Annotated in this window: 6 protein-coding genes; 2 read left to right on the forward strand and 4 right to left on the reverse strand. The window is 55.8% G+C overall.

Translation table 11 applies throughout. The annotated features are described in order from the left end of the window. The first annotated feature begins 89 nt into the window (after positions 1 to 89). Complete coding sequence (locus KO216_RS02685) at positions 90 to 1,355, forward strand: Nramp family divalent metal transporter (RefSeq protein WP_215524014.1); 1,266 nt, start codon at positions 90 to 92, stop codon at positions 1,353 to 1,355. 161 nt (positions 1,356 to 1,516) lie between these two features. On the opposite strand, the gene glgB is transcribed toward KO216_RS02685, so the two are convergent. From glgB to KO216_RS02700, 3 genes are all read right to left on the reverse strand, one after another. Then, on the reverse strand, positions 1,517 to 3,700 hold the full coding sequence (glgB, locus tag KO216_RS02690; protein ID WP_215522783.1) for a 1,4-alpha-glucan branching protein GlgB: 2,184 nt from the start codon (positions 3,698 to 3,700) through the stop codon (positions 1,517 to 1,519). Between the two features lie 623 nt (positions 3,701 to 4,323). Beyond that, positions 4,324 to 5,793, reverse strand: a complete 1,470-nt coding sequence (locus KO216_RS02695) for an NAD-dependent succinate-semialdehyde dehydrogenase (protein WP_215522784.1) — start codon at positions 5,791 to 5,793, stop codon at positions 4,324 to 4,326. Positions 5,794 to 5,954: 161 nt separating this feature from the next. Continuing rightward, positions 5,955 to 7,211 carry a Glu/Leu/Phe/Val family dehydrogenase gene (locus KO216_RS02700; RefSeq protein WP_215522785.1) on the reverse strand — a complete coding sequence of 419 codons (1,257 nt, stop codon included), beginning with the start codon at positions 7,209 to 7,211 and terminating at the stop codon, positions 5,955 to 5,957. 203 nt (positions 7,212 to 7,414) lie between these two features. On the opposite strand from KO216_RS02700, the gene KO216_RS02705 reads away from it, so the two are divergent. Then, positions 7,415 to 8,926, forward strand: a complete 1,512-nt coding sequence (locus KO216_RS02705) for a PucR family transcriptional regulator (RefSeq protein WP_215522786.1) — start codon at positions 7,415 to 7,417, stop codon at positions 8,924 to 8,926. Here the strand turns inward: KO216_RS02705 and KO216_RS02710 are convergent. Further along, positions 8,923 to 14,019: a SpaA isopeptide-forming pilin-related protein gene (locus KO216_RS02710; protein WP_215522787.1), complete on the reverse strand. Its 5,097-nt coding sequence runs from the start codon at positions 14,017 to 14,019 to the stop codon at positions 8,923 to 8,925. The two genes, KO216_RS02705 and KO216_RS02710, sit on opposite strands and share 4 nt — an antisense overlap. Positions 14,020 to 14,043 lie beyond the last annotated feature (24 nt).

The raw sequence follows: 14,043 nt of genomic DNA on the forward strand, positions 1-14,043 counted from the left end.
CGGGCGCCCGAAAATAAGGCGCTAAAGGGGGGAGAAAAGTCTTGATAGATGAAGTAGCTCCCTCGATTGCGAAAGGTAAAACTGCGCAGATGGCAAAACAAGTAACCCCAGATTCTCAGAACGCTCCCGATGGCAAGGCGGCGGCGAAGAAAGGGCTGTTGCCGCTACTAGGCCCGGCTTTCGTAGCGGCAGTTGCCTATGTGGATCCCGGGAATGTGGCCGCTAATATCACCGCCGGCGCCCGCTACGGTTACCTACTGGTGTGGGTATTGGTGCTGGCTAACCTGATGGCAGTGGTTATCCAATATCAAAGCGCCAAATTGGGGTTAGTTACCGGGAAATCTTTGCCAGAAATCTTGGGGGATAGGCTTCCGAAAGCCAAACGTATCGCTTTTTGGATCCAAGCGGAAATCATCGCGGCTGCCACCGATCTAGCCGAGATCGTGGGGGGCGCGATTGCCCTGCAACTACTTTTTGGTCTGCCGCTTTTGACAGGGGGCTTCATCGTCGGTTGTGTATCTTTGGCGCTGCTGATTTTTCAGAATGAACGCCGGCAAAGACAGTTCGAAACCATAGTAATCGGCCTGCTGGTGATTATTACCGTGGGATTCCTGTCGGGTCTGGTGATAAGTCCGCCAGATCCCGCAGGGGTGCTAGGGGGATTACTGCCGCGCTTCGCGGGTACCGACACCGTGCTAATCGCGGCCTCCATGCTGGGGGCAACGGTAATGCCCCACGCCATTTACCTACATTCTTCGCTGGTTAACCACCGGTTCTCCAAACGGGAGTCCCATGATGTTCCCCACCTGTTGCATGTCTCCAAACATGACGTGGTCTATGCGCTAGTAGTCGCGGGCGCAGTAAACATTGCGTTGCTGCTGCTGGCGGCCTCCGCGTTATCTGGAAAGAGTGGGACTGACACTATCGAGGGGGCGCACGCTGCCATCCAAAGCGCCCTGGGTAACGGCATCGGAATAATTTTTGCGATTGGACTGCTAGCCTCCGGTTTAGCTTCCACTTCGGTAGGCGCCTATGCGGGTTCGGAAATCATGGGCGGACTACTCCATATTCGGGTACCGCTATTTACCCGCCGCCTAGTCACCTTGATTCCAGCATTACTGATCTTGTGGCTTTACCCCAACCCCACCTGGGCGTTGGTTATTTCTCAAGTGGCATTATCCTTTGGGATTCCCTTGGCATTAGTGCCACTGGCGGCTTATACCCGCAAACGCGAACTGATGGGTCGCTACACTGACGGGCTAGGAATGCGTTGGATTATGGGCGTCATTGCGGGCTTGATAATCGCCTTGAACCTGCTGCTAGTAGTGCTTACTTTCATGGGAGTAGATGTCTAGCCTCCTGCGCCTGCAAAAAGTAAAGTTTCGGGGGAAAACTAGCTGCGTCCTCGAGATTTATTCATGGTGCGCTAACCCCAGAAATAGGGAAACGCCCCCGAGAACAATATCGCTCTCGAGGGCGCATCCGGGCAAAGCCCAAAGGTTAGGGTTTACCGATTTTAGTCCTGTTTGGGACGTAGCCAGAGGGCGCCCAAGGGCGGTACCCGCAGCTCTACTGAGTAGGGGCGACCATTCCATTCCATGGCTTCGGCGCTAACCTGTCCCAGGTTGGTGACTCCGGAGCCACCATACTTGGCGTCATCGGTGTTGAGAATCTCTTCCCATTCACCGCCCTCAGGTAGACCCACCCGGTATCCCTCGTGGGGATTACCGGCAAAGTTACAGATACAAACCATCTTGTGCTCTTCACCGTGATCATCGCGGTACTTACGTACATAAGAAATCACGTTGTGTTCGGAATCGTTAGACTCGATCCACTCAAACCCGGTATGGTCGTCATCCCAAAGTGCCGGTTCCGTGGTGTAAATATGGTTCATATCGCGTACTGCGGACTGTACTCCCTGGTTACGGGCATCATCTAGTAAGAACCAATCTAGCGAGCGATCCGCATCCCATTCGGCGCCCTGCGCGAACTCGCCACCCATGAACAGGAGCTGCTTGCCTGGATGTGACCATTGGTAAGCATAGAGGCAGCGCACTCCCGCCAATTGTCGCCAGTAGTCACCGGGCTGTTTCGCCAAAATCGATCCTTTGCCGTAGACGACCTCGTCATGAGATAGCGGCAAGATATAGTGTTCTGAGAAGGCGTACACCAGTGAGAATGTAAGTTCGCCGTGGTGCCAGGAACGGTTGACCGGATCTTCACGCAGGTAACGCAAAGTGTCGTTCATCCAGCCCATATTCCACTTCAAACCAAATCCCAGTCCTCCAGCATCGGTAGGAGCAGTTACCCCTGGCCACGCCGTGGACTCTTCAGCAATCATGCAGATACCGGGGTGCAGGCGGTAACAGGTGGCGTTGGCTTCTTGCAAGAAAGAAATCGCTTCTAGGTTCTCGCGCCCGCCGTACTGGTTAGGATGCCACTGGCCTTCCTCACGGGAGTAATCCAGGTAGAGCATGGAGGCTACCGCATCGACCCGCAAACCATCAATATGGAACTCTTCCAACCAGTAGAGGGCGTTGGCCACCAGGAAGTTACGCACCTCATTGCGCCCAAAGTTGAAGATTAGGGTACCCCAATCGGGTTGTTCCCCGCGGGTGGGATCCGGGTGTTCATAGAGTTTTGTGCCGTCAAAGTCTGCCAGTGCAAACTGGTCTTTGGGGAAGTGCCCGGGAACCCAGTCGAGGATTACCCCGATTCCTGCCTGGTGTAGCTTGTCTACCAGGTAGCGGAAATCATCTGGAGTTCCATAGCGGGCAGAAGGCGCATAGTAGCCACTTTGCTGGTAGCCCCAGGAGCCGTAGAAGGGATGTTCGGAAACCGGCATCATTTCTACGTGGGTAAAGCCCATATCTTTCACGTAGGCAACTAGATCCTCGGCCAAATCCCGGTAGTGGGTGTCATAAGACCAAGACCCGATATGCATCTCATAGACCGACATGGGGGAGTTGTGAGGATCAGTTTGTGCCCGCTTCTCCATCCATTCCTGATCTTCCCATTCGTGGTGTTCGTCGGTAACTACCGAGGCAGTCAACGGGGGAATCTCGCAGGCGCGCGCCATGGGGTCGGCCTTTTGCCGCCAGTTTCCGTCTGGCCCTAAAATCTCGAATTTATAGCGGGCTCCGATTTCGACGTTGGGGACAAACAACTCCCAGATCCCGGAAGATCCCAGGGAACGCATGGAGGCAGTTTCGCCTTCCCAATAGTTGAAGTCGCCGACCACCCGCACAGCTTGGGCATTGGGTGCCCACACCGCAAAGGATGCGCCTTTGGTTTGTCCCATTTCGGTGTCGTAGGTGCGCAGATGCGCTCCCAGAACTTCCCAAAGTTTTTCGTGGCGCCCTTCGCCAATCAAATAAAGGTCAAACTCGCCCACCGTAGGCAGGTAACGGTAGCCATCATCTAGCTCCGTGGTTTCCTCACCGTAGGTGGTGCGCACCCGGTAATCAGGGATTTCAGTGCCGTCAAGGACTGCCACCCAAATGCCATCTTGTTCATGGGTTGCCGGGAAAGTGCCCTTGGGGGTGACAATCTCGACTGCGTCCGCCAAATGGGCGACGGTACGGATAGTTACGGAATCGTCGCCAACGTGGGTGCCGAGCACCGAATGGGGGTCAAAATACCGCCCATGGGCAACGTTAGCAAGGACTTCTGGATCTACAGCTACAGGTTTTGCACTCATGTATCTAGCGTGTCACGAATCGCCCAAAAATTCTTTGGAATGCCGTCCCGATTTCCAAATTTTTCCGCCCCGAGTTCCAAGACCGTGCACAGCCTAAAGCTACGCGCGGGGAATAGTGTCCGCGCACAGGGGCGGATTTTGCCTCGCGCCCCGAAATCCGGAATTTTTCCGCCCCCCGAGTTCCGAGAACGTGCGCGCTTTAAAGCTACGCGCGGGAAATAGATTTTTCCTCCCGCCCAAGAAATTCGGAAAACGTAGCGGCGTTTTCCGAATTCTTATGCCCACCGCACCCACTCGGACAAAATCTATCCCCCGCGCTCGGGTGAGGAGTCACCCCACTAGGGGCGCGGCCTTCGCAGCGCACAGGGGCGTGAGGGAAAAATTGTTCTTGCATGCTCAGTGCGTATCTCCCAGGATTCTCGTACCAGCGCTGTTGCTAGCACGGGGAGAGAAGTTTTATCCGAGCAGGCTAGGCGGGCGTAAAACTCGAAAATGCCCAGGGGTATTTTCGAGTTTTTGGGCGGGAGGAAAAACTTCTCTCGCCGTGCATAGGGCGGGAGGAAAAATCTATCCCCCGCGCGTACCGATTATCCGTACACACAGGCGGATATTACCCGGTGGGGTTACCAATCGATGCTGAAGTATTGCACCTCTTGGAACTCCCGAATCCCTTCGCGGGCACCCTCGCGGCCGATACCGGATTGTTTGACTCCGCCAAAGGGGGCGGCGGGATCGGAAACCAGGCCGCGGTTCACTCCTACCATGCCGGCCTCGATCTTTTCCGCTAGATGTAGCGCCCAGTTCAGATCGCCGTAAACATAGGAGGCCAGACCCATTTCGGTGCCGTTTACCATTTCGAGGAGTTCGTCCTCGCAAGAATATTCCTTGATGGGGGCAAGGGGGCCGAAGATTTCGTTTTGCAGTAGGGGAGAGTCGGCGCGCGGCACCTCGATAACTGTGGGAGCCACGAAATATCCGGCTAAATCACTGGGTAGCGGCGCTTTAGCCAGCACCTTTGCCCCTTGCTCCAGGGCTGCTTCTAAAAGCTGGTTTATCCCCTTCATGGCTTTTTCGTTAACCACGGGGCCGATTTCGGTTTCCGGATCCAGTCCTGCCCCTACTCTCAAGGCCGCTACTCGTTGGCATAGCTTTTGTGTAAACTCTTCTTTAATATCTTTGTGCAGGTAGATGCGGTTAGCGGCGGTGCAGGCTTGACCGCCGTTACGGAACTTAGCGATCATTAGTCCTTCAATAGCGGCGTCTACATCGGCGGTGGCACCGACTACGAAGGCGGCGTTACCTCCTAGTTCCATGGCGGTATTTACTACCCGGGGAGCTGCGAGACCCAGCAGGGAGCGGCCAACTGGGGTAGAGCCGGTGAAAGATACTAGCCGCACCCGGGGATCGGCTAGCCAGGTCTCAGAAATATCGGCAGAGTGACGGGAGGGCACTAGATTGACCACTCCCGCTGGCACTCCGGCCTCTTTCAGGATTCGCATTACTCCCAGGGCGGTTAAGGGAGTTTCGGAGGCCGGTTTTAGCACTACCGCATTTCCGGCAGCGAGGGCGGGCGCGATTTTTCGGGTGGCCATAGCGGCGGGGAAATTCCAGGGGGTGATCAGCGCACATACCCCGACCGGGCGGGCGGTAACCAGGGTGCGTGAGCCTCCTGCAGGCGGGATTGCATAATCCCCGTCAGAGCGGACTGCTTCTTCGGAGAACCAGCGGAAGAATTCGGCGGCGTAGGAGGCTTCGCCCAGGGAATCCCCATAGGCTTTGCCATTTTCCCAGCTCATCAAGTTGGCGAGTTCCTTGCTGGAGGCTATCATCAGTTCCCAGGCGCGGCGCAAAATCTCGCCGCGTTCGCGCGGAGAGCGCGCTGCCCACCCCGGTTGGGCGCTGGCCGCAGCATCGAGTGCCGCGCGTGCATCGGCGGCGGTGCCCGAGCTAACTTCGGTAATCGGGGTGGTGGTGGCCGGATCTATCACCGGGAAAGTTTCCCCGCTAGCAGCTGCTCTGCCGGAGTTATTAATCCAAATGGCTTTCGCCGGTTCTAAATTTTCTACGTACTGTTTCAATGCTTGGCTGTCCATAACTGCATCACTTCGTTTTAAATACCGCTTTTTCTGCGCCTTCGCGCTAAGTCTATATCTCTAGCGTCAGCGGTGACAGAAAAGTATCTCCCCCGAGCGTCTGGTCCGCTCGGGGGAGAAAAGTGTCACCTCAACGGGCAGATTATCTGCCTAGGCGTCGATCACGGGTAGAGACCGCGCCGTTTGTGAGCCTGCAAGACGCGCTCCACCGCCAATACGGTAGCAGCGACGCGCAAGGTCACGCCCTTTTCTTCGGCGTAAGCCTCTACATCTTTCCAGGCTGCGGTGATTCGCTCTTCCTCTTCCTTTTGTACCCGCTCTAGCGGCCAGAAGAAGTTGTCGCGTCCTTGTACCCATTCGTAATAGGAGACGATCACGCCACCGGAGTTGGCCAGAATGTCGGGAACAATCATTACTCCCTTTTCGTTCAAAATCTTGTCGGCGGCGGAATCGGTGGGGCCGTTCGCGCCTTCCACAATGATCTTGGCTTTCACATCGGGAGCATTGTCCTTGGTGAGCACGCCTTCAATCGCGGCGGGCACCACTACGTCTACGTCGAGCAGCAGCAGTTCGGCGGCATCGAGCGGTTCAGCGCCGGGGAAGCCTACCACTTTGCCTTTTTCGTCCACGTATTCGCCTAGCGCCTTGGTGTCGATACCGTCGGCATTGTAGATGGCACCGAAGATATCGGAAATGGCGACTACTTTGCCGCCGCGACGCTGCGCGATTTCCGCGGCTCCGCGCCCTACTTTACCGAAACCTTGAACTGCCAGGGTGGCCTCTTCAAACTTGATGCCCTTTTTCTCCAGGGCAGCTTCCACCATGATTACTACGCCCAGGGAGGTGGCTTCCGCGCGACCTAGAGAGCCGCCCAGGGAAACCGGTTTACCGGTACAAATGCCGGGGACTGTATAGCCTTGGAACTGCGAATAGGTGTCCATGATCCAGGCCATGGTCTGTTCGTTAGTTCCCACATCGGGGGCGGGCACGTCCTTTTCCGGGCCGATAATCGGCAGAATCTCGGAAATGTAGCGACGAGTTACCCGCTCTAGTTCAGCCTGGGAATACTTGCTGGGGTCAATAGTCACCCCACCTTTAGCTCCGCCGTAGGGCAGATTCACTAGGGCGCATTTCCAGGTCATCCACATCGACAGGGCGCGGACTTCGTCAATATCGACGTGCTCGTTGTAACGGATGCCGCCTTTGGCAGGCCCGCGCGTCAAGTTGTGTTGTACTCGGTATCCGTGCAGCACCTCGTGGGTGCCGTCATCGCGACGAATCGGAATCGAAACGCTCATTTCGCGCCGAGGCGAAGCGAGCATATCGTAGTCCCCTTCGGAAAAACCCAGGATTTTCTGGGCTTCTCGCAGCTGACTCTTCGCGTCCTCATAGGGATTCGGTTTGTAATCCTCGGACATATATTTTGATCTCCTTTAAGGTTTTAAAATAGGGTCTGACCTTCGCTTTTTCCTGGTTAGCATGAAGCGCCAGCGGATTTTGCTCCGCAGGCTCAGGCGGTCAGCGCCCCATCTACCTCCGTTTTCGGGCGGCGGTAGCTTCAGTCTATCCGGGACTTAAGTCGGGGTAAATATGCAATATGCATAAAATCTAGAACTGGAATGTGCATAATGTACATATGATTACTGTGCAGGCACTCCTGGGGCGGCCGCATCTACATATCCAATCCCTGTGGTGCCCTAACCCCTTGGCGAAACTGCGCTGGGTGGCGACCTCGGAACAAATAAATCCCGCTGCTTTTTTAGAGGGAAACGAGCTGTTGCTGACCACTTCCGCGGGGAATCCGGAGGGTGAAGCAGGTTGGCTGGAGTATGCTCAGCGCCTGGTGGCCGGGGGGATTACTACCCTGGGATTCGGTCTGGGGTTCAGTCATGACAAGGTACCTCCGCTTTTAGTGCAAGCAGCCCGGGAAAGCGGTCTTAACCTGATTGAGGTGGCCGCCGACCAGTCTTTTGTGGCGCTTTCTCAAGAAGTGGCGCGGATGATCGAGACCGAAGCCACCTCGGGCAAATATAAACTGTCGGCTTTGCAACAGCGGCTGATTCGCGCGTCCGCGCAGCCGCGAGGAGCAGAAATAATCACCGCAGAGTTGGCGCGGGGGATTGGCGCGCGGGTGATCATCAGGGATAAGGCGGGCAGGACGATAGCGCAGTCAGTAGCCCCTACGGTAACTGTCGATTTAGAGGACTTAGCGGCAGAGGCTTGGGAGGGATTTTCCGCCAATACGGCGCAGCTTTCCTTTGAAACCGCGGAAGGATACTGTCTTTTCACTCCGATTAACGCTCTTGGGAAGGAAACCGCCTGGTTGCAAGCCTGTTGGAGCGTTTTTCCGCAGCCTTGGCAGCAGCAGGCGCTCTCCCAGGCTTCCCTGTTAATCGCTTCGGCCTTGGCTAACTCTCGGTTCGTTGCCTCCTATCAGGGGCGCCTGTTGCAGCGGGCATTTGAATTGTTGCTTTCTGGTGAGCTGGGGGCGGCGCAGATTCTAACCGAGATGGCGTTTCCTCTCTCTCGCGCCTTAAGCGGGCGGTATGTGCCGGTAGTAGTTACCGGGGAAGAGGGGGATCTGCGGGTCTTGACTGCTCGGGTGGAGCGGGCAGTGACAAAAAGTATGCCTCCACCGCTGTGGCGTTTTCACGCCTCCCATCTGGAGATGGCGATTCCGGTAGCGGCGTTGCCGCTGACTTTGTCCAACTTTTCCCGGAAAGAGTTTTCTGCTTTGCGAGCAGGCGTGGGGCAGGAGTACCCGATATCTCGTTTTAGTACGGGTCTTTCTGGGGCGCGGCAGGCGCTGCGGCACACCGGAAATACCCAGCAAGTCGCCCGGTGGGAAGAGATTTCCCGTTCCGGGCTAATGCAGGTGATAGGTAGGGAAACCGCGGCTGCTTTTTCTGGGCAGTTTCTGCGACCTTTGCGCGGAGAAACGGATCTGCTGGCGCTGCTGGAACAGTATGTCGCCACTAAAGGTAACCGGCAGCAGATGGCGCAAAACCTGGGACTGCATCGTAACACCGTGGCGACGCGGCTGGAAAAACTGCAGAACAAGTTAGGGATTAACCTGGCAGAAGCCGGTGCCCAAGCCTCCGCTTGGGTAGCCCTCCAAGGACGCGATTCCTAGTGGTCTTGGCGCAGTTTGCGAGCCGCGAGCAGTCCGGCACCGGCGAGGGCCAAGAGCGCGGAGATCAAAGCCAGGGTAGCTCCGTTCGCACCGGTCACCCGCAAAGAAGAGGGCGCCGGTCCCGCCGCAGAACTAGACCCCGTAGAAGAGCTACCGGTAATATAAGCACCGGAAGGTGCTTCGGTGGCTCCGCCAGTTTGGCCAGCTGACGGCTGCGTAGTAGCTCCACCGTTGTTACCCGGGTTGGGCTTAGTGCTGGGCTCAGTGCTGGGCGTGGTCGGCTCGGTAGTCGGATTATCAGTGGGCTCTGTAGTCGGAGGTACTACCGGGGCAGCCGGGTTAACGAATGGGGTCGCCGCGGCTTGCGACCATTTGCCGTCCGCTCCCTTATTGAAGGACAGCGTTTGTCGCGCTGCCAGTTTCAGACCTTCAGCGGTAGTTAGCTGCTTTAGCTGATACTTCAAGGACACGTCGCTGACCTTTACCCGATAGGCACCGGTAGCAGCATCTAGGTCAGTGGGTACCCCGAAGGTGGTAGTGCCACTGACAAAATCCGTGACCTTAAAGGCGGCCGCGGTATTGGGGTTATCATCTTTGCCCAGGGGAGTGATCTGGAAAGAAGTCCCGGCTACTGCCTTACCTTTAGAATCAACTACCTTCCAGGTGAGTTCCCCGCCAACCGGTCGTGTCGGGTTATCGGTAGCCTTCTTGGTATTGCTAATCACTAGCGTCCCATCAGTGAGGTCAACCCCAGTATCGTCTATCGAAACCTGGGCTTTCCCATTTTCAAAACTGATGCTGTAGGTTCGAGCATCTTTTTCATAACCTTCCGGAGCGGCGGTCTGCTGCAACTTATAGGTCTTAGCCTGATTCAAGGTGGCCTGGAAAGAAGCATCTGCCGCATTCTCAGTGATATTGACCTTTTCTGCGCAATTAGTCAGCGAGAAGCTGCCGCCGGATAAAGGCTTCGAATCTTTATCTACCAGTTTCCAAGTGAACTGCGCGGTCTTAATCACCGGGGTGTTTTCAAACTTGAGGCCGCTTCCTACTACGTTTTGGAGGTAGCGTCCATCATTTTGCAGCTTGAAAGTGACCTCCTGGGCGCCGGTCTTGGGAGCAAAATCAGCGCCAGCGGTTAGCTGCTCCACCTGGTACTTGCGGGAGCCATCCGGGACTATTACCCGGTACTGTCCCTCGCCCTTATTTAGATCCACACTGACCGTGGTAGTGGCGTCAGATACGGTGAAAGACTTGGTTTCATCTAAGGTCTTTCCATCTGCTTTAAACGCAGTCACCTTAAAAGAAGTTCCCGGTACATACTGGGAGGAATCCGCGGAAGAAACAACTTCCCAACGAATCTCTGCCTTGGTGGGTAGCTTAAGGTTCTTAATGACCAGCCCCTCAGCTGCCAAAGGCTTCCCGTTTATCTGCGGCTGGTAAGTGTCACCGTTGGCAACGAAAGTGAGCTTATAGCTAGCGGTATCGGCTTTGTAACCAGCGGGAGCGGCACTTTCCGTCAAAGTGTAGGTCTTCTTGGGATCCAGATTCGAAGCGCTGTAAACCCCGGGCTCGGCTGCATCCTGGGAGGTAATCTGGAGCGGAGAATCTCCGCCACTGAGAGTAAAGGTTGCTCCATTCAGCTTGTTACCGGCGGTGTCAGTTAGCTTCCAAGAGAACGAGGTAGTGGCCGGAGGCTTAGGTAGCGCCACGTTACTGAAGGTAACGTCGCTAGTTTCCTTACCGGCAACCACCGCTGCCCAAAGGCCGTTGGCCTTATCTTTTTCTACGAAACTAATTTCATAGGAAGTGACGTCCCCAAACTTGTAGCCTTCAGGGGCTGCAGTCTGGGTGAGGGTGCACGCTCCCTTAGTGGGATCTAAAGAAACGCTATAGGTGCCCGAGGCCGCGCCGGAAGCAGGAACCGGTACCTCTTGGGAACCACAAACCAGCTTGAAAGTGCCTCCGGGCAACAGATGCTTATCTACATCTTGCAGTTTCCAGTTGAAAGCTACCGGCTGGGGAGGCAGCGGGGTCTTGGCATTTTGCACCACAAAAGCATCGCCTGATACCGCCTGGCCGTCTACTTTCACCTGATACCCCTGAGAGGTCTTTTCGAAAGTAACGGTATGGGTGGTTTGCTCCGGCAGGTCATAGCCCGAGGGAGCAGCAGTTTGAGTAAGTACGTAGCTCTTTGCCGGATCCAGGTCACTGACGGTGAAAGTACCGGAGGAAGAATCCGGGACGGTAACTGCCGCGCCGCCCTTTTCGGTCAAAGTGAATTTTCCGCCACTTAATGCCTGACCTTTAGTATCTTGTAACTGCCAGGTGAAAGCCACTTTTTCTGGCTGCGGATCCGGGGGAGTGACCGTATCTTCGCACTTAGTCACCGCTTTCACCACGGTGTCGGCACTCAGCTTTGTCTGAGCCAGCTCGGCCTCACCGGTCGCGGTGCCGTTAAGCTCCCAATGATCCACCGCGCAGGTCTTATCCGGAACCGCAGGTAGGGTTACTGCTGGTAGCGCTCCGATAGCGGTATTCGGGGGCAAGTAGCGAGTAGAGGTATAAGCCTGGGGGAGGGATCCTCCCTCGCCAGCTACCTGGTACTTTAAGGAATATCCCGGCGCCCAGAGCAATCCGTCCTGGGAATAAATCTGACCGTTAACCGGGAAAATAAAGGCATCCGCCGCGTTCTTATCGCCGTGATAGGCAAACAGGCTGGGGGTTACCCCCGATTGCAGGTAGTAGTTTCCGGTCTTTGGTACTGAGAATGCCAGATTATTGTAAAGGGTGCTGGTCAGTGCGGAAGAAAGCACGGCTTCGCCTTCGGTATTAACCAGCGAGAATGGCACTGACTGTTTATTCTGGGTGAGTTTATCTACCGCAGTGGTCAGTCCCAAGGTTTGGGGATTGCCGGAGCCGTCTGCCTGGCCATCGGCAAAGCGCAGATTCAGAACCTGCCCCTTGCCTCCGGTGGTATCGAGGGGCATATTCTGCCCTTGAGCTAGGGCGTATTTACCGCGCTCAGCGCTGCCATCAGTGCGGGGAGAACCATCAGGCGAGGTGACGTGAATCTTAGCGCCCGCGTCCAAGTTAGCGGTAACGGTGTTACCCCCGCCCCTGCTCTGGAAACCAAGGCCTACGCCCGAGCTGGCTTGCCCGCCAATCAAATCAAGATTGGGGCTGCCCGAAAGAGTGATTTTAACTGGAACTTTACTCTGGTATCCGGAGCCAATTGCTGCCCCGAAACCGTATCCTAGTTTTTGAGTTTTTAACGTTACTGGCTGCACTACGGCCTGCAGAGTGGGAGAACCAGAAATCGTGACCTGGAAAGGTTCGGATACGTAAGTGTCGATGAAACCGGCACTGCCGATTACTGCTCCGTCGCGGCGCCCAAACACTTTCGCAGTCACATTCGCCTGATCGGTGATGCTGACCTGCCCGGAACGGTTTGAAGCTGAGCCAATAGCCCCGTTTACCGCCGATCCCTCTTTGCTGGGATTCGTTTCGCTACTTGGAGAGGTTTTGTCAGTTTCTGCATTTACCCGCGCGTTCCCAGAAATAACCACCTGGTTTTGTTCTGCCCCGCGGATTGTGTCCTCATTCAAACGTGAGTTTCCAGTAAAGATTTGTTCTGAGGGGAGGCCACCGGCTCCAATAGCGGGGGATTCACGTACCACCCCCAGCGCCTCTACCTGGGCATTATCCGAGATGGTGACCTTAGAGGTTCCGGAGGCGTAGCCCCCGCCAATCGCCGCACCGCGACCATTAGAATAGGCGGTTACCTGCGCTTTTCCGGAGATTTTCACGCTCAGATTCGCGCTGTCAGGGCCAGATCCGATGGCGGCGATATCCCCGGCCTTATTAAGGGTGGAATCAGCGGTTCCTACGTTCACTTTTCCGCCGCTAATCGCTACTTCGCAGCCCGGCGCCAGTGGCCAGTCTAGATTGGCAAAATTTTCATTCCAGTTACCGACCCCGCGGCAACCGATATTCATCGCGCTATTTCCGGTGTCAGTAGTAGCCGGGCTGACCTGCACTAGACCGCCGGAAATATTGACCCGCGCATAGGGTTGGGTGAAATTAGCGGTGACCTTACCTTCGGAATCTTGCAGCGGAGTAGTGAAACTGGCTGCTCCCAGGGCGGTGTGGTTGCCGCTGGCATTGATTTGCCCCCCGCTAACGTTGATGTTTACCGCCGCGTTTTGCTGTGCCCATTCAGCCCCGGCAGAAGCAGGCAGCTGCACAGCGCCGCGACCAGTACCGATGAAAGCCCCGCCATAGGTGCCGCTCCCAACCTTTGACAGGTTAATGGTGCCGCCCTTGACGTTAATAGTGCCCCCGGCGCTCCAAGGGGTTTCATCATAGTTGTTTAGCCAGCTGGGATTAGTATTCGGGTTGACTTCGTAAAAGGCACCACCGGAGCCAATCAGGGCCGCGGTTTGAGAAGATCCCTTCAGGTTCAGGTTGCCCCCCGCAATGTTGATAGTGCCGAAAGCCGAAAAGTGCTGGGTGCCGATAAGAGCTGCTTGGGAGCGGGGAGAATCCGGGTTAGACAGAATCAAACTTCCGGACCCATCCTGGCCAATATTTAGGGTGGTTCCCGCCTTTACCTGCACTAAGGGTAGCGGAACAGCATTGTCTTTAGAAGCATTTTCTGAGGAGGCACTCTGGCGGGTAAAGGTGTTTTTTCCGGTGAAAGCCAAACGGTTATTTCCGTTGTTGTCACCAGCGGTCACCATCGCCTGCTCTGGGAAATCGGAGTTGTCGATATTTAGGTTATTTAGCGTCAGAGTATGTCCTTCTCTGACGTCGAAAGATAGCCCCTTAAAAGTCTTATTTTCCGCGCCAGTCACGGTCACGTTGTCACCCACTGTAAGGGTGCGTCCCGAGGCATTTTCGGGCAAAGCGGAATCACTGAGGTCAATGTCCTGGGTGATGACGGTGCCGATCTGGTTCCAGGATTTGATGACCTTGCCGTTGGCAGCGTTAGCAACGCCCACCGCTAAAGCCGGTCCGATCAGGGCAATCATGTATCCGATTAGGGAGAGAGTGAGGACGAGTGCCGTTGGGCGCTTCGCGAAGGGATTGCGCATGAATACTCCTGCTACTTCCTCGAG

Origin of the sequence: Varibaculum prostatecancerukia (genome assembly GCF_943169825.2) — a bacterium.
Classification (GTDB): domain Bacteria; phylum Actinomycetota; class Actinomycetes; order Actinomycetales; family Actinomycetaceae; genus Varibaculum; species Varibaculum prostatecancerukia.

Excerpts from the sequence above, each read along its gene's own strand:
- KO216_RS02695 (WP_215522784.1), bottom strand. The coding sequence starts at position 5,793 with ATGGACAGCCAAGCATTGAAACAGTACGTAGAAAATTTAGAACCGGCG.
- glgB (WP_215522783.1), bottom strand. The coding sequence starts at position 3,700 with ATGAGTGCAAAACCTGTAGCTGTAGATCCAGAAGTCCTTGCTAACGTT.
- KO216_RS02685 (WP_215524014.1), top strand. The coding sequence starts at position 90 with ATGGCAAAACAAGTAACCCCAGATTCTCAGAACGCTCCCGATGGCAAG.
- KO216_RS02710 (WP_215522787.1), bottom strand. The coding sequence starts at position 14,019 with ATGCGCAATCCCTTCGCGAAGCGCCCAACGGCACTCGTCCTCACTCTC.
- KO216_RS02700 (WP_215522785.1), bottom strand. The coding sequence starts at position 7,211 with ATGTCCGAGGATTACAAACCGAATCCCTATGAGGACGCGAAGAGTCAG.